The organism is Acinetobacter sp. MB5 (assembly GCF_003261585.1).
Lineage (GTDB): Bacteria > Pseudomonadota > Gammaproteobacteria > Pseudomonadales > Moraxellaceae > Acinetobacter.
Genome location: NZ_POVU01000030.1, coordinates 1 through 20,912 on the forward strand (window position 1 = coordinate 1; position 20,912 = coordinate 20,912).

A 20,912-nucleotide genomic window follows, 5' to 3' on the forward strand; every position below is an offset into this window, starting at 1 on the left:
CAAATAAACTTCGAGAAATTTCTACCAATTCAATCAATGAAATATATATTCGACTGATCAACTAGTAAAAATCCACACAAGTTGTTCTTCCAATTCTCTTAATGATCTTCTTTTTATCTCATCAATAAAAAGATAACGCAAACTTAAAATCTCTCACCCTAGAGCGAAGATTTGTTTCATCAGTTGCGTTGGGATGAGTGCATTATAGGTGAATTTCTGCAGCACGCAAGTGCATTTTTATGCGTGCTGCATCGAGTGTATTTTATTTACACACATATTTAAATTAAGTTATTGATATTTATTATTTTAAAATTTATTTATTTTTTAGCACTTTTGCTCACTATCTGCACACTCTGAATAATAATAGGTTTAATAGGTACATTTTGGTGCATACCATAATCAGTTGTTGCAACTTTTGAGATTCGATCTACAACATCCATGCCTTTTACAACCTTACCAAAGACGGCATATCCACTATCAAAAGTGCCTCGGTCTAATGATTTGTTATCTACAGTATTAATAAAGAATTGACTGGTTGCAGAATTCGGGTCATTGGTACGTGCCATCGCAAGTGTGCCTCGTACATTGTGAAGACCGTTATAGGATTCATTTTTAATTGGTGCATTGCCTGACTTCTCTACCATGCGAGTTGTCATACCACCACCTTGAATCATAAAACCAGGAATGACGCGGTGAAAAACGGTTCCTGAATAAAAGTTACTTTTTACGTAATTTTTAAAGTTTTGAGTCGTCACTGGTGCTTGCTGATCAAAAAGCTCTATTTCAATGTTGCCCATATTGGTTTTCATATCAACAAAAGTATTGGCAAACGTAACTTGCCCTATTAATAGTAATCCTAAACCGAGTGCCTGTTTTTTCATGTCATCAACCTTTTTATAAAAGTTTGATTAGTCTAATTGAGTTTAGTGTATTTTTCTTTTGTATCTCAGTTATAGACGTTCCACGTGAAACTTAAATGACATTAATTTAAAAACTGCTTAAATAGTTGTGAAATTTCGATCCAGTCTTTTTTTGATTGATATGACACAGAAGTTAAATTTATAAATCCATGTAATTGATGTGCATAATTTCGATGACAGACCTTTACATTAGCCTGCTGTAATAACTGTGCATAGTGTGCACCTTCATCATGTAAAATATCATGCCCTGCTGTTACTAAAAAACAGGACGCTGAATGATCAAGTTGGGCATAGATAGGGGAAACCAAGGGATCATCTAATTCAAGTTGACTATTGAGTACATAATGCTGTGTAACTTGATCCACATCACCCTCAGTTAACAATAGTCCAGCTTTATATTTAAAAAACGATGGGTAACGACTTTTAAAGTCAACAGTAGGATAAATGAGAAGCTGGGCAATTGGTGCATGTAAGTGTTGTTTTAAGCGTTGTGCCAGCACTGTACTAATATTTGCGCCTGCACTATCTCCCGCAACAGCAATGGCATTTGGCTGAATATTAAATCGGTCTTGATGTTGCCATATCCAATGCCATGCCATTTCACATGTGTCTAGCATTTGTTGGGCTGTAACCTCTGGAGCCAATGGATAATCAATATTTAAGACTTGGCAACCACTATATTTAGCCAGAATTCGACAGGCTTCATCATGCGTATCCAAATTTCCAAGAATAAACCCTCCCCCATGAAAAAAAACAATCATTGGACAAGCCTGCTGTGGGAATGGATGATAGTACCGTACTGGCAATACTCTATGATTTAAAGATAGGCTGAAATCCTGAACCCATGCTAACTGCGTCGGGCGATATACCACCTCCCTTATGCTTTTCGCAAAATTCTCCCGTGATTTTTGCACATCCGATGAAATTAACCCTCGATATCCTTGTCGATATTGATATGCCATTAGACACTTTAATGTGGGATCAAGTTCAGGGTAATCCCACGGCACATCCATGCTTCTATATAGTTGTTGTTTTAAATTTTCGGGCAAATAGTCAAGACCTTGTGCAAGCAGTGCTGTTCTTTTTTTCCAAATCTGCTCAAGCATCATCACGATCAACCAATTTTTTTAATCTTGGATATTTATTTTATCTGATAATGACAGCAATGAAGCGTTGCAATTGCATCGATTCATTGCTGTTTTTTATGATTTGCCGTCAGCTTTATGCTAATCCTTATGGGGCATTCGTTGCGATTGTATTTGTTTCAGAACTTGCTGTTTGTCCCATGTTTGCATCCACACTTGCCGATGTCGATACAACAGGGCTTTGTGCTTGAGCATCTACCGATGTTGAAGCAGTCACAGGTGTTGGTGTATCTGAACTTTGATTGGCTTCATGAGATGCACAACCTACAGCTGAAAAAGCAAAACCTGCGGCAGTTAAAGAAAATACGGCTAATTTTTTCATCATCACTCTCTACTAAAATTAAAAAAATATAAAACTCGATAAACGAGTAGCAGCATCATGGCGAAGTTAAATCCTGCACAATATGGGCGAAATGCTATGTTTTTTTAATAAGGTTTATGATTCTGCGGAACTTATGTTATTGCCAACCAAAGCAACTACATTGTAAACAATACGGCTTTTGTATCTTTTAATTTAAGATTGTCTGTATATTCAAATAGCTTCATGACTTTCTCTAACAAGCATATCGAATCATTTAAGAATTTTTATTTTTATAAAAAATAACAGAGGTTCAACAATTATTGAGAATTTTTCTCACATAATACTCAGTTTTTTTAAAAAATATTCAAATTAATTTATTAATATTTATGTATATTTTCTACTTAATACACTATTTTTTGCAAAACAATGCACTATATTTTGCAGAATAGCGTCTCAAAACCCATTTTTAAGTCCGTATTTTCCTCAATCTGTAAAATTAAAAGCTTTAAATCATGTTTGGTGCTTGAATTTTTCGGTACTGCCCTTACTTCTGTTGTAACAAAAGAAACCCTAATCATGGCAGTTCAGAGTTTATGCAGTTGTACCACTGACGCCGAAGGACTGCACATGTTTAAAAACCTGTTTAAGCGGAGATCATCAATGGCGAATGAGCAAACTGAACAAACTCAAGACCTAGAGCAAGAACAACTTGAGAATGCTGAGCAATCGCAAACTGAAACAACCGTTGAAGATTTACAAGCACAAATCACTAAGCTTGAAGAAAGCTTAAAGCTTGAGAAAGCACGCGCTGCAAATGCGATTTATGAAGCTGAAAAAATCAAAGAACGTGTAGAGCGTGAAGCGGACGCAGCGAAAAAATTTGCTGTTGAAAAGTTTGCAAAAAGCTTACTCGACTCTGTTGATAATTTAGAACGCGCTATTCAAGCCGCAGGTGAAGAAGAAAGTCCTGTTCTTGAAGGCGTTAAATTAACCTTAAAATCTCTAACGACTGCACTTGAGAAATTCGAAGTGGTCGCTGTAGATACAGAAAATGGCTTTAATGCCGATCTTCACCAAGCTGTGGGTATCGACCCAACAGCAAAAGCAGGTGAAATTGGTAACGTGCTACAAAAAGGCTATACCCTTTCAGGTCGTCTGTTGCGTCCAGCAATGGTCACTGTTGGTCAATAAGCCTACAAATTACAGGGTTTTCCATTTTTTTTAATAAATGTTGCTTGAAAAAAATGGATTCACTCTCATATCGAATAACAAGCAGAAACAATTGCAAAAAATTTTTGAGGAACACGTAAATGGCTAAAATCATTGGTATTGACTTGGGTACAACCAACTCATGTGTTGCAGTACTTGAAGGCGACAAAGTAAAAGTTATTGAGAACGCTGAAGGTGCTCGCACAACTCCATCGATTATTGCATACAAAGATGGCGAGATCTTAGTGGGTCAATCAGCTAAGCGCCAAGCAGTAACAAACCCTAAAAACACATTATTCGCGATTAAGCGTTTAATCGGTCGTCGTTATGAAGACCAAGCAGTACAAAAAGACATCGGTCTTGTACCTTACAAAATTATCAAAGCTGACAATGGCGATGCTTGGGTTGAAGTCAACGACAAGAAACTTGCTCCACAACAAATCTCTGCAGAAATCTTGAAAAAAATGAAGAAAACTGCTGAAGACTACTTGGGTGAAGCAGTGACAGAAGCCGTCATTACTGTTCCTGCATACTTCAACGATGCACAACGTCAAGCAACTAAAGATGCAGGTAAAATTGCAGGTCTTGATGTTAAACGTATCATCAACGAACCAACTGCTGCGGCACTTGCATTCGGTATGGACAAAAAAGAAGGCGACCGTAAAATTGCTGTTTACGACTTAGGTGGTGGTACTTTTGACGTATCAATCATTGAAATCGCTGACCTTGATGGCGACCAACAAATCGAAGTATTGTCGACTAACGGTGATACATTCCTTGGCGGTGAAGACTTTGACAACGCGTTGATCGAATTCTTGGTTGAAGAATTCAAGAAAGAACAAAGCGTAAACTTGAAAAATGATCCACTTGCGTTACAACGTTTGAAAGAAGCTGCTGAAAAAGCAAAAATCGAGCTTTCTTCTTCTAATGCAACTGAAATCAACTTGCCATACATCACTGCTGATGCAACTGGCCCTAAACACTTAGTGATCAACGTGACTCGCGCGAAACTTGAAGCATTGGTTGCTGATTTGGTTGCGCGTACGATTGAACCATGTCGCGTTGCATTGAAAGATGCAGGTCTTTCGACTTCTGACATTTCTGACGTGATCTTGGTGGGTGGTCAAACACGTATGCCAATGGTTCAACAGAAAGTTCAAGAATTCTTCGGTAAAGAGCCACGTAAAGACGTCAACCCTGATGAAGCGGTTGCAATTGGTGCAGCAATTCAAGGTGCGGTATTGTCTGGTGACAAAAACGACGTACTTCTTCTTGACGTTACTCCATTAACTTTGGGTATCGAAACAATGGGCGGTGTGTTGACTCCAATCATTGAGAAAAACACCACGATTCCTGCGAAGAAATCTCAAGTATTCTCAACTGCGGCGGACAACCAACCAGCAGTAGATATTTCGGTTTACCAAGGTGAGCGTAAAATTGCTCAACAAAACAAATTGTTGGGTAACTTCCAGTTGGGTGATATCCCTCCTGCGCCACGTGGTGTTCCACAAATCGAAGTATCATTCGACATCAATGCGGATGGTATCTTGAAAGTATCTGCAAAAGATAAGAGCACGGGTAAAGAGCAATCAATCCAGATTAAAGCAAACTCAGGTTTGTCTGATGCTGAAATCGAAGCAATGATCCGTGATGCTGAAGCGAATGCTGAAGAAGACCGTAAGTTTGAAGAACTTGCAAAAGCACGTAACGAAGCTGATGCTTTAGTTGCAAGTGCAAACAAAGCAGTGAAAGATCTTGGTGATAAAGTCACTGAAGATGAAAAAACTGCGGTAAGCACTGCTGTTTCTGAACTTGAAGCTGCAACCAAAGAAAATGACGTTGAAGCAATCAAAGCAAAAACTGAAGCACTTCAAAACATCATCATGCCAATCACCCAACGTGCTTATGAACAAGCACAAGGTGCTGAAGGTGGTGCACAAGGTTTTGATCCAAATGCATTCCAAGGCGGCCAAGGTGCTCAACAGCAAAAAGCGGATGATGGCGTTGTTGATGCTGAATTCACTGAAGTTAAAGATGATAAAAAATAATTTATCGCTTTAATTCTAAAAAAAACCGCGCTTTAAGCGCGGTTTTTTTTATGTCTGATACACTAAAAAATCTGTACAGATTTTCCAATTGAGTCTATTTATAATTTGCAGCGCTTGGGTATTTGGTCATGACATGAAGTTCAAACTATTCTTACAATCAGAAAAAGTGCTCTATATCAGTAAAATTCTCAGTTGTGCTGTGGTGATTACACTTCTTTCGATTATTTTCGATAAAGACAAAACCACCAATTTTTTTGTTTGGGCCTCTTTAACCGCTTTTTCCACCTTACAATTTAGCCGTAAAGCCAAAGTCAACTTTAACCAGATCATGGGCAATATTATTGGCTCAGTGATTGGAATTATCATCTGGATGTTGATGTCGAGTGTTTCAGCACATTTGTATTATATTAATCTGGAATACTGGTTCCTGATTCTCGGCATTTTTGTCACGACATTGCTATGTATTATGCTCAAGCATAGTGAGTATTGCGGGATTGCACTCTCAAGCTTTCTGATTGTCACCATTTACGATGTGGCTCATCACACCATTGAAGGTGCGTTATCGCGTATTTTATTCTGTATTATTGGCTGTTTTATTGCCTATATGGTCGACCTGATCAGCCGAAAACTGGAACAAAAATTTCATATTATGATTTATGAAGAAAAACCTTAATTCCTTGATCTATAGCAAGCATAAAATAAAAAGGTGATCTATACGATGCGAACAGGAAGTCTCTTATTCATTGCGATGCTGTTGCTGCTATTACTCTACCAACAAATGCAATATCCACAAATTCGGTTAAACCCAATCACTACACGCCTCACCCACCCGCTCGACACCCGTTTACATTTTAAAATTGGGGACGTTGACCCGCGTTTTCATTTGTCTCGCAGTGAACTGGAAGAATTAGCACAACAGGCTGCCAACATTTGGCAACAAGGTACTGGACGAAGCTGGTTTGTCTACGACCCTCATGCACGCCTCGCGATTAATTTTATTTATGACCAAAGACAGGAACAAACCACACAACGCCTAACTGCACTCGAAAAGATCCAGAACACTCAAAATCAGCAACAATTTCAAGAGCAAGAAATTAATCAACATAAATCTGAAATTGAACAGTCACAACAACTGATTGATGCCAAGCAAACGAGCTTTCAGCAACAAGTGCAACAGTACAATCAATTCGTTGAGCAGATTAATCGTCAAGGTGGCGCCAGCCCTGAACTTAAGCAACAAATAGAACAGCAAAAACAGGCGCTTGAACAAATGAAAGCTGAGCTCAATCAAATGGTCATGCAGCACAATCAGTTGGTCTCACAATCTAATTTCCAAGTTCAGAGTTATAACCAAATCAATCAGAACATTAACCAAACAATTCAAACCTATAATCAAGAATATGCCGCTCGCCCATTTGATAAAGGACTATTTAACGGACATAGCATCAATATTTATGAATTTGAAAATCAGGATGATCTGCGTTTAGTCATCGCCCATGAACTCGGACATGCCTTAGGCTTACCGCATACCGAACACAATTCACATGCTTTAATGTATCCGCTCTTAAAAGATCAAAACATGCATGACTTTCAATTAACAATGGATGACCGCCAACTATTGAAAGAAAATTCTGTTTGGGATAAATTTTTAAATACATTAAAACGATAACTCCGTGACCCAGACAAATTTCATGCTATGGTTATAACTAAATACACTGAATTCAATGGAGATCGGCGTGAGTTATTATCATATTATTGTCGAAGTAAATGATCATATTAGTACTATCGAAGAAACTCGTGACATCGAAATCTTTAATATTGAAGAGCTTACACCCTATCTACACGCCTTACTACTTCCCTACTTCAATAAACAAATGATTGAATTTGAAGATGAAAATATTGCTTTTGAAGATATTCTTCATCTTGAAATCAAACAAACACAAATGCCGATTGAGTATTTGATTGAAGAAGAACAAAAAGAATTACCAAGTGATACCGATGTCACCATTACTGCTCATGAAATCTTTAATGATCGGGAACTGAGTCAAGATGTCACCAAAGTCATTTTTGATGTGCTAGATGCTGTCAAAATTGATCATGAAAATTTTTAATCCACTCAATGTAAAAAAGGTCTGATTTATCAGACCTTTTTTACTCCCAAATTACTGCATCATTTTTGCTGCTTGCTCTTGACGCAGTACTTGTAAAATTTTCTGCCCTGCCCGACCTGTTGCAGGCAAACCTAAGCGCTGTTGTTCCTGCTGAATCGCTTGGCGGGTTTTATCACCCACTAAACCATCTGCTTCACCAATGTCATAACCTTTGCTTAATAAAATCTGCTGAATTTCACGACGCTCTGCACGAGATGTTCCTGCATCATCGGTTGGCCATGCGGTTTTAAATTCGCCCTGTCCTTGTAAACGATCCGATAAATGCGCAATCGCCAAAGCATAGCTTTCCGCAGCGTTATAACTGTAAATGGCATCGAAGTTTTTAAATACCAGGAATACAGGCCCATTTGCACCCGCTGGCGCCATTAAACCTGCTGGTGTTGTCTCTGTTAAATTTCCTTGAATTAAAGCTGAACCATCGGCACGAACCAAACCTTGTCCGAGCCAATAACTCAGTGGTTTCTTGTTACGTCGCCCCTCACCTGCAATCGACATATTCGGTGGCAATTTCACCTCAAAACCCCATGGTAAGCCTGTTTGCCAACCTGCTCTCTTCAAAAAATTTGCTGTCGATGCCAATGCATCAGGCACACTTGAAACCAAATCACGACGACCATCACCATCAAAATCAACGGCTAATCGCTCATAAGTCGATGGCATAAACTGGGTATGCCCAAAAGCACCCGCCCATGAGCCTTTGAGTTGATCTACGGTTAAATCACCCCGTTGTAAAATTCGCATTGCTGCAAAAAACTCACCACGGAAATAACCTTGACGACGCCCTTCACAACTGAGTGTACCCAGTGCTTGTAGCAACGGATATTTTCCAGAAATATCGCCATAGTTACTTTCAACACCCCACACCGCAACAATGGTTTCCACTGGCACACCATAGACTTGTGATGCACGATTCAAAACATCGTGATATTGGGCAATTTTCTGCTGCCCTTTTTGGACTCGTTCATCATCCACCAATCCTGATAAATAGTCCCAAATGGGTGTTGAGAATTCAGGTTGATAATTAAGTTTCTCTAATACTGAACGATCAGGGGTTAAATTTTGGGTGTATTGAATATAAGTCTGATCACTCACGCCCGATGCTAGGGCTTGAGAACGTAAACCAGCAAGACATTGTTGAAACTGAGTTTGTTCAGATACAGCAGGAAGATTGTTTAGAGTCGCAATTGAAGAAGATGAACCATTTTGGTCACTGACACCATTAATGATGAGTTCTGCTTGAACATAGGTTGTTGCTAGAAAAATACTACCGACAAGAAAAGAAAGACGTCGCATGATCTTGATTGCCATTTTGAATTCAAATTATCGGGCTACCATACCACATCCCTTAAAAAGGATGATGTAATTTGAATTCAAATGTACAAATACTCGCAAATCGATGCATTTCTTTACTTTGAATTTAAATTCAAACTTTTAAATTCAAAGTATGAATTCATTTTTTCAGATTTAAATTTAAAAATAAATTCAAAAAAATCACAGTGTGGATAACTTGCTTTTTAATCAAATATATTTAGTTAAGATTTTGTTTTATATTTAAATTTATTCAAAAGAACCCGATACTGTTAACTCGTTGTAAAACTTTAAAAACAGTGATGAAATTTTAACTTTGAATTCAATTTTTTTGAATTTAAATTCAAAACAGCATTTTTAAATTTAAATTCATTTATAAGTCGAATTATTTATCCACACTGAATGTGGTTTTGAATTTAAAAACGGCGGCTATCTTGCCTGAGAAATAGATATAAAAAAAGCGCTTGCCGAAACAAACGCTTTTTTTAACAACAATCTAGCTTTAAATGCTCATATCTTGAGTCAATGCCAAAGGCTCAGGCAAAATGGTTGACAATTGACGGCATAAAACTGTTAATTGTGCAGCATCAACGGGCATTAACGTAATATGCCCAAGCTTACGGCCCTGACGCTCTGTTTTGTTATATAGATGCAGATGTGCACCATCCAATGCCAAAACGTCTTCAGTTTTTGGATGCTGACCAATGATATTGATCATCACGGTTGGACGTACCACCTCGGTTGAACCTAGCGGCAAACCTGCAACAGCGCGAATATGGTTTTCAAACTGCGAACAGACTGCACCTTCAATCGACCAGTGTCCTGAGTTATGTACACGTGGCGCCATTTCATTGGCATATAGACCTTGTTCTGTCACAAACAGTTCAAGGGTCAGTACACCAACATAATTCAAATGGTTCAACAAACGGGTAATGTAATCTTGTGCTACAGGTTGTAAGTCTGCACTGTTTGGCGCAGGGACAATCGAATGCGACAAGATACCGTTATGATGATGGTTTTCAGCCAATGCCCATGTTTTTACATCGCCATTTTGCCCACGTACCGCAATAATTGAGACTTCGCGAGAGAACTTCACAAAGCTTTCAGCAATCAGACTTTTTGCAGGCCCAAGTTCAGCCCATGCTGTATCAATTTGATCTTCCGAACGTAAAACAAACTGACCTTTACCATCATAACCACCCGTTGCGGTTTTCAGGACGATCGGTAAGCCAAGATCAACCACTGCCTGTTTCAAGCTTTCAAGGCTATCGACTGCGCGGTAAGGTGCAACAGGAATATCTAATTGATCAAACAGAGCTTTTTCAAGCAAACGGTTTTGTGCTGTTGCCAACGCTTGACGTGGCGGATGCAATTGCTTGCTTTGTGTCAAAATATCAACATCAGTCAAAGGTGTATTTTCAAACTCTAGGCTAAACACATCTGCGCTGTTAATAAACTGCTGCAAACCCTGTTCAGTTTGGTTTGAGATCACTTGACCCATTGCCGCAGAAGGGCAATCTGTATTGGCTTCAAAGAAAGTACATTGAATATTGAGTGGTAACGCAGCCTGAGCCATCATGCGACCCAATTGACCACCACCAAAAATACCGATGGTTTTGTTCATGTGGCTAGCCTCGTTTATACCTGACCTGGAATGTTGTTGTTAGCAACTTTTGCTGTTTGTGCATCACGAAAATCTGCAACATTTTTTGCGATATCAGGGCGTGTCAAACCTAAAATTTGTGCTGCCATAATTGCGGCATTGGTTGCACCCGCAGGGCCAATCGCCAATGTACCCACCGCAATACCTGCTGGCATTTGGACAATCGAAAGGAGAGAGTCAACACCATTTAAAATAGATGATTTAACTGGAACACCCAAGACTGGAAGATCAGTTTTTGCTGCGCACATTCCTGGTAAATGTGCTGCGCCGCCTGCACCTGCAATAATCACCTGAATACCGCGCTCACGTGCAGTTTCAGCATATTCAAACAAACGGTCTGGGGTACGGTGTGCAGACACCACTTCAGCTTCAAAAGGGACGCCAAGCTGTTTGAGCATATTGGCAGTGTGTTCTAAGGTTGCCCAATCAGATTGAGAACCCATAATAATTCCAACTAAAGGTTGAGCGTCTGTAGCTGCGACCGTATTCATTGATATTTCCAAAGCGTAAGTAGATCAATGCGCTTAGCAAAGCCAAGAAGTGCATTGCATAGATATTAGGGCACACTAGTATAGCTTGTTTTTTCATCCTCTCCAAAAATACTCATCACTTGTCTGAGAATTTCTGATTTATTGACTCCGAAACACAAAATATACACAGCCGAGCAGACAGCAACCCGCCCATAAATAATCCAGCTTAAAAGGTTGTTTAAATAAAAACAGCATGAAAGGCACAAACACCAATAAAGTCACGACTTCTTGGGTAATTTTCATTTCGCCCATGCTAAAGCCTTGCTGGGCAAATAAGCGCGTGGCAGGAATCATGAAACTATATTCAAGGAAAGCAATACACCAACCAAATAAAATGGCTTTCCAAAGTGGAGCAGCATGTAAAAATTTTAAATGCCCATACCATGCCAAAGTCATAAAACAGTTGGAAATAATCAGCAAGATAAAAGGTAAAGGCGTGATCACCAGTTCAATTCCATATCAGCATTGAAACCGTGCATTATAGCGTTCAAAACATAAAGATGAGCGACGTCAATATAGATTTAATAATGTCTGTAACCCGCAGAAAACACCGAAAAATACAATTTTTTCAATAAGAAAAAACATTACAACTTCTCTTTTGAAAACATAAATATAAATCACTTAAGATAGGATGACTTTATCGAATACGGTAGCAACATGTTTAACCTGACCCAGCTTAATCACGATCTATTTAGCATGATTTATATGACATGGCGTGATTCCGAATTTGCCTTGCATGCTGCCTTATTTTTTTCACATCATTTGACCACGATTTTGGCTGTTCTATTATTACTCAGCACATTACTGAGAAAAAGCTATCCAATTCTATTTGTAAAAGCCTTAGCTTTGACTTTATGTGCATCTCTATTGAATTATATTTTCGATCACACCTTTTATTTTCCACGCCCATTTATGCTTGGGCTGAGTCAAAATCATATTCAACATTCCAATAATAACTCATTTCCAAGTAGTCATATGCTGGTGATGAGCACCATTGCATTTGCTTATTGTTTTTCATCAAAACTATGGATTGGTTGCGGTTTGTTACTGGCAGCACTCACTGTTGGCTGGTCACGAATTTATTTAGGGGTGCATTTTCCGTTCGATATTTTGGCGTCACTGTTGATCGCGCTTAGTTTAAATTTTGCGGCTTATCAAATTCTCCGTCGCAAGGCACCACGCTGGATTGGCTAAAGCTTGAGACACATACAACTTCTCACGTATTGTGACTATCTTTTCAAATATAGCCTTGCTATCGTTGCCAATAATTTCAAATAAACACACGATTCAACAGATCGGGAACAGTGGAGTAGGCGAGCGATGCATCTGCATATTTTGGGTATTTGCGGCACTTTTATGGGGTCACTGGCACTTTTGGCCCGTGATCTTGGGCATACCGTCACAGGGTCAGATCAAAACGTTTACCCACCGATGTCGACCCAGCTCGAAAATGCAGGCATTACCTTAATGCAAGGTTATGACCGTAGCCATTTACAGCCACATCCTGATTTGGTGATTGTCGGGAATGCCATGAAACGTGGCATTGATGCCGTGGAATATATGCTGAATGCTGGCTTACCGTATATTTCAGGACCACAGTTTTTAGCCGATCATGTCTTGCAAGGTAAACATGTGCTTGGTGTAGCAGGAACACACGGTAAAACTACTACCACCACCATGTTGGCATGGGTACTGGATCAGGCAGGTCTCAACCCAGGCTTCCTGATTGGCGGCGTGCCATTAGGTTTTAGTCAAAGTGCACGTTTGGGTGGTGGAAAATATTTCTGTGTTGAAGCCGATGAATATGATTCTGCATTTTTTGATAAACGCTCTAAGTTCGTACATTATCACCCAAAAACTGCAATCTTAAATAACCTTGAATTTGACCATGCCGATATTTTTGATGATTTGGCAGCGATTCAAAAACAATTCCACCACCTTGTTCGCACCATTCCAAGTGAAGGGCGCATTATTGCACCAATAACCGAAACCAATATTGATACTGTTTTAGAGATGGGCTGCTGGACACCCGTGGTGCGTACCAGTCTTGCTGCCCATGAGAAAGCGGAACTCTCAGCCGAACTCGTTTCTGCGGATGGCAGTCATTTCAAAGTCCTACAGCACGGCGAAGTGAAAGCCGAAGTTCAGTGGAATATGACAGGGCAACATAGTGTTGCCAACGCACTTGCGACTATTGCCGCTGCCGAGCATGTAGGTATTTCGATTGAACAGGCTTGTGCTGCCTTGTCTTGTTTTGGTGGGGTCAAACGCCGTATGGAATTGCTTGATACCGTACGTGGCATCGAAGTCTATGATGACTTTGCTCATCATCCTACTGCAATTGAAACCACACTCGACGGCGCACGTAAACGCCTTGGCGAACGCAAACTTTGGGCAGTCATTGAGCCTCGTTCCAACACTATGCGTATGGGCAGCCATAAAGATCTTTTGGCACAGTCTGCTCGTTTAGCCGATGACGTAATTTGGTATCAGCCAGAAGGTTTGGATTGGGACTTGCAGCCTGTGGTCGATGCTGCGCCCAACCAAGCGACTGTGGCGCGCTCGCTAGATCAAATCATTTCGACCATTTGCCAGCAAGCAGGTGAGGGCGATGCCGTAGTGATTATGTCGAATGGTGGATTTGGTGGATTACATCAAAAACTCATCGCTGCCTTAAAAGTTCAATAAGTCAGTAAAATCATCATTAAGCAGCGTTTTAACGCTGCTTTTTTTATTTTTCTATTAAACTTTTTTTCATAAGTCCTTTTTATTTCTCTTGCGCTGCATTGAAATATATTTCAATTTTGCTCAGGAAAAAAAATAAAGAGGGTGTAGACATTATCAAAGAAGCCTATTATTTAAATCCACATTTTGCGATTTCAATTATTACAAAACTGTAACTTTTCTAATTCTTTCCTTAAGAATGTTTTCTTTATCATAGCCCAATTTATTTCAAGGCTCGATGGACAGCTCATGACGCTAGAAGCACTCAATCTGACTTGGTTTAGCGAAATCAACGCACCATTGCATGCCAGTCATGCCATGATTGATCTTGCGATTTTTATTGCCAATGATGTGTTTTATCTGCTGGTTTTATTCTTGTTGTTTCTCTGGGTTTATGGCGATAAACAATTGAAAGAGCGAGCACTCAGAGCCGTCTTTTTTACCATGATTTCACTCGGCATTGGTTTTATCATTTCAACATTCTATTACCACCCAAGACCGTTTGTGATGGGAGTTGGACATACTTTTATCCAGCATGCTCCAGATGCCTCTTTCCCAAGCGATCACATGCTGATTTTTAGCACTATTGCATGGTCTTACCTGTTCTCAGGACGCAAATTCGCTGGAAGTGTTTTGCTGATCTTGGCGGGTTTGGTGGCATGGTCACGTGTCTATTTGGGCGTGCATTTTCCAATGGATATGATCGGTGCATTTTCTATTGCACTCTTGGTCAATATCTTGGGCATCTGGATCTGGAAATTTGCAGGGCAGTCGATTCTACATACCAGCACCCAGTTATATACCATTGTCTGTAAACCCTTATTAGAAAAAGGCTGGATTAAATAAATTAGTCAAGCCTCTAAAATATTGAAGCAAGGTGATGACCTCTCCATCAACACCTTGCTTTTTTTAAAATTTTTTCTTTTTAATTTATATCGTTTCAATGACAAAACAATTTCAGCAATATGACAATTCTTTTAAAAACTAGTCCAAAATAATATAGGTATTTTCAAAGTGATTTTCTTTGAAATTGCCTTGAACCAAATGTACGGCATAACCATCGATCAAATCTAAAGCCAGACATTCATCAATATCAATCACAGCATCCGTATGTGCCTTACGCCAATGCTGTTCAATATGCAGTTTACCTTGCTGTTTGGCATCGGCAGGACTCATCCCAGCGACCACCACATAATGGTGGAACTCACCAAATTCATCTGCCAGATATGCCCCTAAATTAATCAGGTATAGCTTTAACTGGCTCCGCATGGGCTTGGAATATGGCACAATTTCAACCCGATAGTTTACACCTTGATACTGCACACCACGGACACACATCCACGCATCAATATGCAAACCTTGTGGTAATCCGAACCAGCGCTGCTTAAGCTGTGGATAACTTTGTTCAAGCTGCGGATAAATCACAGGGATAATATCGTGGACTTCAACACGTGCCTGTGCATGCTTTCCGCCAAGCAGCACAATAAATAATTGTGGTTCTGTCATGTGGATTCACCCTTACATTTTTATGCTGTAGAAAAATTGCACATTCATAAAAATTATGACATTCTAGCCATACATTAGGATTGATTAAATCAAATCACTAATTCGAAATTAAGTTTGACAAGGGGAGTAGCCTCCTCCAAACGTAACCTGACTATCATAGCAAACATAGTGAAAGTTACGTGTCAGATATCGTCAATACACTTTGCAAAAAGTCGGTATCTGAGCATCATACCTAGTGTGATGTAGGCAAGACCTTGATCATGTTGACACAGATGTTTTTTCATCTGGCAACAGGTCAAGGTTTTTTTATGGATACCACCAGACCCAAGCCAGATGATGAGGAGAAAAACTCATGCAATCTATTGGCAGTCTCGGACTCTATCTGGCATTTTTTGGCATCGTTGCCATCATGCTGATTGTTGATTTTATCGGTTTCAAAAACAATAAATCTGACCATGTTCCACTCAAGCAAGCAGCGTACTGGAGTATTGCTTGGGTTTCGGTTGCGATGCTGTTTGCTGGTGGACTGTGGTTATACTTGCAACACACTGCATCTTTAGCAATTGCCAATCAAAAAACCTTAGAGTATCTCTCAGGCTACTTACTGGAAAAATCCCTCGCCATCGACAATGTGTTTGTCTGGCTGATGATTTTCTCAGCTTTTGCGATTCCACCTGTACTACAGCGTAAAGTGCTGCTCTACGGCATACTCGGTGCGATTGTCCTACGTACCATCTTTATTTTTATTGGTGCATGGTTGGTTCAAGAGTTTTCATGGATCTTGTATATCTTTGGTGCATTTCTGGTCTACACAGGCTTTAAATTCCTGAAAGGGCAAGATGAAGATGCCAATATTGAAGATATGGCATTACTGAAATGGCTACGTAAACATGTTCCAATTACCTCAACTTTACGTGGCGATCAATTGGTTGTCTTTGAACAAGGTAAACGCTGGATTACGCCGTTATTTGTGGTGCTCATCTTGGTAGAGTTTTCCGATGTCATTTTTGCAGTCGATTCTATTCCCGCAATTTTCGCGGTGACTAGCGACCCCTTTATTGTGCTGAGTGCCAATCTGATGGCGATTTTGGGCCTTCGTGCCATGTTCTTCCTGCTCGCAGGTGCAGCCGAGAAAATGCATTATCTGCCATATGGATTAGGCATTATCCTGTTGTTTATCGGGATAAAAATGCTCTTGCTTGATGTATTTCATATGCCGATCTGGATTTCATTAGGCTTTATTGTTTTTGTTTTAGCAATCACTGCTGTTTTATCTCTACGACATCAGAAACAAACTCAGTAACATCATTCCCTAAGCACATCGCCATATGGTCAGGCTGGACTTTATGGCGATGCAACCTCAGCTAAAATCAGTAAGGTCAATATAGATAAAACTCAGAAAAACCTTGCCGAATGAATGGAAATATATTGGATTCAACCGCAGCATTTCTATGCCATATGCTAAATTGGAATAGTTTTTGCTAAATTAAAAAAGAAAAAAGCCAAATTTTTAAGGTGCAATCCGCATCTTTTTTTATGGCATCTCCATCAGATTTTCATGTTGTTGTCCAAATACGTTACAATCGCTCGAAAAAAGTAAAAAGCAGGTTTTCCATGACAAATTGTTCTCCTATCAGCGCCATTCGTGGTCGTTTCTTAGATATCCAACAACTGGTTCAACATCCCTCTGAAATTGCTGAACAAGTCCGTTATCTGGAAGATGCCGTGCTGATCAGCGAGCATGGAAAAATCAAATGGTTTGGCACATGGCAAGATGCACAGCCACATTTACCAGAAGATGTCGAAATTCAGCATTATCCTGAACAACTGATCGTTCCTGGGTTTATTGATACGCATATTCACTATCCACAAACCGAAATGGTGGGTGCTTATGGTGAACAACTCTTAAGTTGGCTCAACACCTATACCTTCCCAACTGAATTACAGTTTAAAGACCCGAGTTATGCTGAACACATTGCACATTTCTTTATTCAAGAATTGTTGAAAAACGGCACAACTACAGCACTTGTGTTTTGTACGGTACATCCAGAATCGGTCGATGCATTGTTTCAAGCAGCAGCGAATTTCAATATGCGCCTGATCGCTGGCAAGGTGATGATGGATCGCCATGCACCTGAAGATCTCTGTGATACTGCTGAGAGTAGTTATACTGACTCAAAAGCCCTAATTGAAAAATGGCATGGGCAGGGACGTGCACTGTATGCCATCACACCTCGCTTTGCCCCAACTTCAACACCAGAACAATTGGAAAAAGCAGGGCAGCTCAAACAGGAATTTCCTGATGTCTATGTCCACACCCATTTGAGTGAAAACAAAGACGAAATTGCATGGGTCAAATCCCTCTTTCCTGAACGTCAGGGCTATTTGGATGTGTATCATCATTATGGCTTAACAGGTCAGCGCTCTGTCTTTGCACATTGTGTGCATTTAGAAGATGAAGAATGGAACTGCATGCACGATACAGATTCGGCAATTGCTTTTTGTCCGACCTCAAACCTGTTCTTAGGCAGTGGATTATTCCCGCTCAATAAAACATGGGAAAAACAGGTGAAAGTCGGCTTGGGTACCGACATTGGGGCAGGAACATCCTTCAATCAGCTACAAACCCTGAATGAAGCCTATAAAGTCCAACAGCTTCAAGGCAACAAACTTTCAGCCTTTGAGTCGCTGTATCACGCTACATTAGGCGGTGCAAAAGCACTCGATTTACAGGACAAGCTTGGTAACTTTAACATCGGTAAAGAAGCTGATTTTGTGGTGCTAAATTTAAATGCCACAGCACTACAAAGTTTGCGCCAGTCACGTGCTAAAGCGATTGAAGACAGTTTATTTGCCCTCTTTACACTGGGTGATGACCGTAACGTCCACGCCACTTATGTCTATGGACAACGTAAATTCAGTAAATAAACCATGACTTTTAAGGGCTAAATTGCGAACAAAATCAATCCTACTCTCTCTATTCTTACATTTTGTTGAGCAAGAAAAGATGCAGGAATGTGGAAATTGTTTTAAAATTTGCGCATAAACTCATGAATTCGAGGTGTTGCAGGTCAACACCTTTTTTATTTTTACATACTGATGTCTTTAGGTAGCTGTCCATGACTGTGCAATTAAGCGTAATGATTTCCGAAGAGGCGATTCAAGCCAAAGTCAAAGAGCTAGGTGAACAGATCAATGCTCACTATGCCAATAGTGGTAAAGAACTGGTATTGATTGGACTACTGCGTGGTTCAGTTATTTTTATGGCAGATCTGTGCCGCCAAATTCAAAAAGCACATGAACTCGACTTCATGACGGTTTCAAGTTACGGCGGTGGAACTGTGTCTACACGCGACGTAAAAATCCTCAAAGACCTCGATGGTGAAATCCGTGGTAAAGATGTCCTTGTGGTTGAAGATATCATCGACTCAGGCAACACCTTAAGCAAAGTGCTGGAAATCTTAAAAACTCGCGAGCCAAATTCAATCCAGCTTTGCACCTTGGTCAGCAAACCTTCTCGCCGTGAAATTGATCTCGATGTGCAGTTCCTTGGCTTTGAAGTTGAAGATAAATTCATTGTGGGTTATGGCTTGGACTATGACCAGAAATACCGTCATTTGCCATTTATTGGTGAAATTGGTCTGTAAAATTGCATCATTTAAAAGTGGTGCAGGTCACCACTTTTTTATTTTTAATCACAAAATATAACGAGAATTATCAATACTCTGCTATTTCTAACCATCTTCATCCTGCACACTAATTTTAATCTATTCAATTGATGAGCTGAAGGAGCTACATCATGTGGCATCTGATAGTTGTGATTATAATTGGTTTTATTGCAGGTCTGATTGCACGTGCTTTACATCCAGGCAATGACAAAGCAGGCTTTATTGTCACTACATTACTGGGAATCGCAGGCTCATTTGTTGCCACCTATGGCGGACGAATGCTCGGGCTGTATAGTGCGCATTCATCGGCTGGTTTTATTGCCTCTGTCATTGGTGCAATTGTGATTTTAGTGATTTATAACCTGATCCGTAAAAACACCTAAGTTCTCAGACACTGTATTCAATAGCACACCTTTGAGTGTGCTATTTTTTTAAATTTTATAAGCCATTTTTCTGCCAGAATGCCTGAATCTGCTCGGCTGAGGTATAACCCAGTGCCCGATAACCATTGGCAAAAATAATCCCGGGTGTTCCTTCAATTTTGAGCTTTTGACCCAGCTGCAAGTTGCGCTGAATCGGATTGGTACAATTTGAACTGGCATTTGAAATAAATCCTCGCCCAATCAGATTATCCCAAGCATAGTTGCGGTTTTCACTACACCACACCTGTTTAGACGGCACGATAGATTGTGGGCGGATTGGGTACAAGAAACGATAAATCGTAACATTGTTCAGTTTGGCAAGTTCTTGTTCTAATTTTTTACAGTATGGGCAATTCGGATCAACAAAAATGGCGAGCTGATGCTGACCATTACCTTTAACCTGCTTTAATGCATCTTGAAAGGGAAGGCTACGCCAATCGACGCGATTATTTTGAACCACTAAATCTTGCGTCAGATTCTTCTGATCTTTTAAACGAATCATGCTGCCAAGCATGACATGCTGACCTGCCTCATCCAGATATACAACTTGCTTATCTAGATTGGCACTATATAAACCACGCACCTCAGTGGGTGCAATATTTTGAAAATTAAGATTCGGATATTGGCGTTTAAGTTGACTACTTAAACTGGTGACATCGGCAAAGGTGGCACTAGAGCAGCATAATGCCAATAACCATAGGCTTAATTTTTTCATGGCTCAGCACTTCCTTAAAAAGTGCTGATTGTAGCGGATAATGATTTTCTAAGTATGCAACCCAAGCGTTGTAAATTTGTCAGCAGGTTTCACGTGGAACATGCTTAGCTTGGATTGATTTCAACAGAAATATGTACAATTTCTTCATGAATCGATAATGCTTCACGCACCTGATCTGCACTTAACGCATGCTCTGTTTCTAAAGCCAAGATACAGGAAAACTTACCTTTACCCACTTTCCAGACATGCACATCGGTAATACTTACGGGTACATTTAACTGCTCAATCACTTCATAGATTTCAGCAACCACAGGATGATCCATTTCTGCATCAAGTAAAGTTCGACCTGTTTCACACATCAAACCCCAAGACCATTTCGCAACCAAAACTGATCCAACAATACCGAGTACCGCATCTAAAAAGTTCCAGCCAAAGTACTTGGCTGCCAATAAAGCCAAGATTGCAAATACAGAAGTCACCGCATCGGCAACCACATGAATAAATGCTGCTTTCTGATTTAAATCATGATGATGCTCATGTCCATGATCATCATGATCGTGGTGGTGGTGGTGGTGGTGGTGG

Annotated in this window: 22 protein-coding genes; 12 read left to right on the top strand and 10 right to left on the bottom strand. The window is 40.0% G+C overall.

Annotated features, from left to right (window positions below; genetic code table 11):
• Window positions 1–317: 317 nt before the first annotated feature.
• The 3 genes from C1A47_RS16945 to C1A47_RS16955 all read right to left on the bottom strand — a co-directional run bounded on the left by C1A47_RS16945 (window position 318) and on the right by C1A47_RS16955 (window position 2,390).
• Window positions 318–881, bottom strand: a complete 564-nt coding sequence (locus C1A47_RS16945) for a peptidylprolyl isomerase (protein ID WP_111896202.1) — start codon at window positions 879–881, stop codon at window positions 318–320.
• Between the two features lie 101 nt (window positions 882–982).
• Entirely contained in the window at window positions 983–2,029 is a 1,047-nt protein-coding gene (locus C1A47_RS16950; protein WP_227539811.1) for an alpha/beta hydrolase, read from the bottom strand.
• A gap of 124 nt (window positions 2,030–2,153) precedes the next feature.
• On the bottom strand, window positions 2,154–2,390 hold the full coding sequence (locus C1A47_RS16955) for a hypothetical protein (protein ID WP_227539812.1): 237 nt from the start codon (window positions 2,388–2,390) through the stop codon (window positions 2,154–2,156).
• A 636-nt stretch (window positions 2,391–3,026) separates the two neighbouring features.
• Here C1A47_RS16955 and grpE point away from each other — a divergent pair.
• From grpE to C1A47_RS16980, 5 genes are all read left to right on the top strand, one after another.
• Entirely contained in the window at window positions 3,027–3,557 is a 531-nt protein-coding gene (grpE, locus tag C1A47_RS16960) for a nucleotide exchange factor GrpE (protein WP_111896204.1), read from the top strand.
• A 119-nt stretch (window positions 3,558–3,676) separates the two neighbouring features.
• Window positions 3,677–5,623 (top strand): molecular chaperone DnaK, encoded by a 1,947-nt coding sequence (gene dnaK / locus C1A47_RS16965; protein ID WP_111896205.1) that lies wholly within the window; start codon window positions 3,677–3,679, stop codon window positions 5,621–5,623.
• Between the two features lie 133 nt (window positions 5,624–5,756).
• Window positions 5,757–6,296 carry an FUSC family protein gene (locus tag C1A47_RS16970; RefSeq protein WP_111896206.1) on the top strand — a complete coding sequence of 180 codons (540 nt, stop codon included), beginning with the start codon at window positions 5,757–5,759 and terminating at the stop codon, window positions 6,294–6,296.
• A gap of 45 nt (window positions 6,297–6,341) precedes the next feature.
• Entirely contained in the window at window positions 6,342–7,292 is a 951-nt protein-coding gene (locus tag C1A47_RS16975) for a matrixin family metalloprotease (RefSeq protein ID WP_111896207.1), read from the top strand.
• 67 nt (window positions 7,293–7,359) lie between these two features.
• Window positions 7,360–7,734, top strand: a complete 375-nt coding sequence (locus tag C1A47_RS16980) for a hypothetical protein (RefSeq protein ID WP_205669603.1) — start codon at window positions 7,360–7,362, stop codon at window positions 7,732–7,734.
• 51 nt (window positions 7,735–7,785) lie between these two features.
• Here the strand turns inward: C1A47_RS16980 and C1A47_RS16985 are convergent, their stop codons facing one another.
• The 4 genes from C1A47_RS16985 to C1A47_RS17000 all read right to left on the bottom strand — a co-directional run bounded on the left by C1A47_RS16985 (window position 7,786) and on the right by C1A47_RS17000 (window position 11,739).
• Window positions 7,786–9,087: a lytic murein transglycosylase gene (locus C1A47_RS16985; protein ID WP_111896221.1), complete on the bottom strand. Its 1,302-nt coding sequence runs from the start codon at window positions 9,085–9,087 to the stop codon at window positions 7,786–7,788.
• Window positions 9,088–9,604: 517 nt separating this feature from the next.
• Entirely contained in the window at window positions 9,605–10,726 is a 1,122-nt protein-coding gene (locus tag C1A47_RS16990; RefSeq protein ID WP_111896209.1) for a 5-(carboxyamino)imidazole ribonucleotide synthase, read from the bottom strand.
• A 14-nt stretch (window positions 10,727–10,740) separates the two neighbouring features.
• Window positions 10,741–11,256 carry a 5-(carboxyamino)imidazole ribonucleotide mutase gene (purE, locus tag C1A47_RS16995; RefSeq protein ID WP_111896210.1) on the bottom strand — a complete coding sequence of 172 codons (516 nt, stop codon included), beginning with the start codon at window positions 11,254–11,256 and terminating at the stop codon, window positions 10,741–10,743.
• Window positions 11,257–11,394: 138 nt separating this feature from the next.
• Window positions 11,395–11,739, bottom strand: coding sequence for a DMT family protein (locus C1A47_RS17000; protein ID WP_004749247.1), 345 nt, complete (start codon window positions 11,737–11,739; stop codon window positions 11,395–11,397).
• 213 nt (window positions 11,740–11,952) lie between these two features.
• Between C1A47_RS17000 and C1A47_RS17005 the strand changes: the two genes are divergently transcribed.
• From C1A47_RS17005 to C1A47_RS17015, 3 genes are all read left to right on the top strand, one after another.
• On the top strand, window positions 11,953–12,489 hold the full coding sequence (locus tag C1A47_RS17005; protein ID WP_111896211.1) for a phosphatase PAP2 family protein: 537 nt from the start codon (window positions 11,953–11,955) through the stop codon (window positions 12,487–12,489).
• A gap of 126 nt (window positions 12,490–12,615) precedes the next feature.
• Window positions 12,616–13,983, top strand: a complete 1,368-nt coding sequence (gene mpl, locus C1A47_RS17010; protein WP_111896212.1) for a UDP-N-acetylmuramate:L-alanyl-gamma-D-glutamyl-meso-diaminopimelate ligase — start codon at window positions 12,616–12,618, stop codon at window positions 13,981–13,983.
• A 285-nt stretch (window positions 13,984–14,268) separates the two neighbouring features.
• A complete protein-coding gene (locus C1A47_RS17015) occupies window positions 14,269–14,865 on the top strand; it encodes an undecaprenyl-diphosphatase (RefSeq protein WP_111896213.1) in 597 nt (198 codons plus the stop codon).
• 138 nt (window positions 14,866–15,003) lie between these two features.
• Here the strand turns inward: C1A47_RS17015 and C1A47_RS17020 are convergent, their stop codons facing one another.
• Window positions 15,004–15,525, bottom strand: coding sequence for a DUF1543 domain-containing protein (locus tag C1A47_RS17020; protein WP_111896214.1), 522 nt, complete (start codon window positions 15,523–15,525; stop codon window positions 15,004–15,006).
• Between the two features lie 352 nt (window positions 15,526–15,877).
• On the opposite strand from C1A47_RS17020, the gene C1A47_RS17025 reads away from it, so the two are divergent.
• The 4 genes from C1A47_RS17025 (at window position 15,878) to C1A47_RS17040 (ending at window position 19,576) form a co-directional block, all read left to right on the top strand.
• The gene (locus tag C1A47_RS17025; RefSeq protein WP_111896215.1) at window positions 15,878–16,828 is read left to right on the top strand and encodes a TerC family protein; all 951 of its coding nucleotides are present in this window, start codon (window positions 15,878–15,880) and stop codon (window positions 16,826–16,828) included.
• A 311-nt stretch (window positions 16,829–17,139) separates the two neighbouring features.
• A complete protein-coding gene (guaD, locus tag C1A47_RS17030) occupies window positions 17,140–18,453 on the top strand; it encodes a guanine deaminase (protein WP_111896216.1) in 1,314 nt (437 codons plus the stop codon).
• A gap of 191 nt (window positions 18,454–18,644) precedes the next feature.
• Window positions 18,645–19,172 carry a hypoxanthine phosphoribosyltransferase gene (gene hpt / locus C1A47_RS17035; RefSeq protein ID WP_111896217.1) on the top strand — a complete coding sequence of 176 codons (528 nt, stop codon included), beginning with the start codon at window positions 18,645–18,647 and terminating at the stop codon, window positions 19,170–19,172.
• A 152-nt stretch (window positions 19,173–19,324) separates the two neighbouring features.
• A complete protein-coding gene (locus tag C1A47_RS17040; RefSeq protein WP_111896218.1) occupies window positions 19,325–19,576 on the top strand; it encodes a GlsB/YeaQ/YmgE family stress response membrane protein in 252 nt (83 codons plus the stop codon).
• A gap of 55 nt (window positions 19,577–19,631) precedes the next feature.
• On the opposite strand, the gene C1A47_RS17045 is transcribed toward C1A47_RS17040, so the two are convergent.
• Both C1A47_RS17045 and C1A47_RS17050 read right to left on the bottom strand, forming a co-directional pair.
• On the bottom strand, window positions 19,632–20,330 hold the full coding sequence (locus tag C1A47_RS17045) for a DsbC family protein (RefSeq protein ID WP_111896219.1): 699 nt from the start codon (window positions 20,328–20,330) through the stop codon (window positions 19,632–19,634).
• Window positions 20,331–20,434: 104 nt separating this feature from the next.
• The coding region (locus tag C1A47_RS17050) for a cation diffusion facilitator family transporter (RefSeq protein WP_162625980.1) at window positions 20,435–20,912 on the bottom strand (478 nt) is incomplete at its 5' end.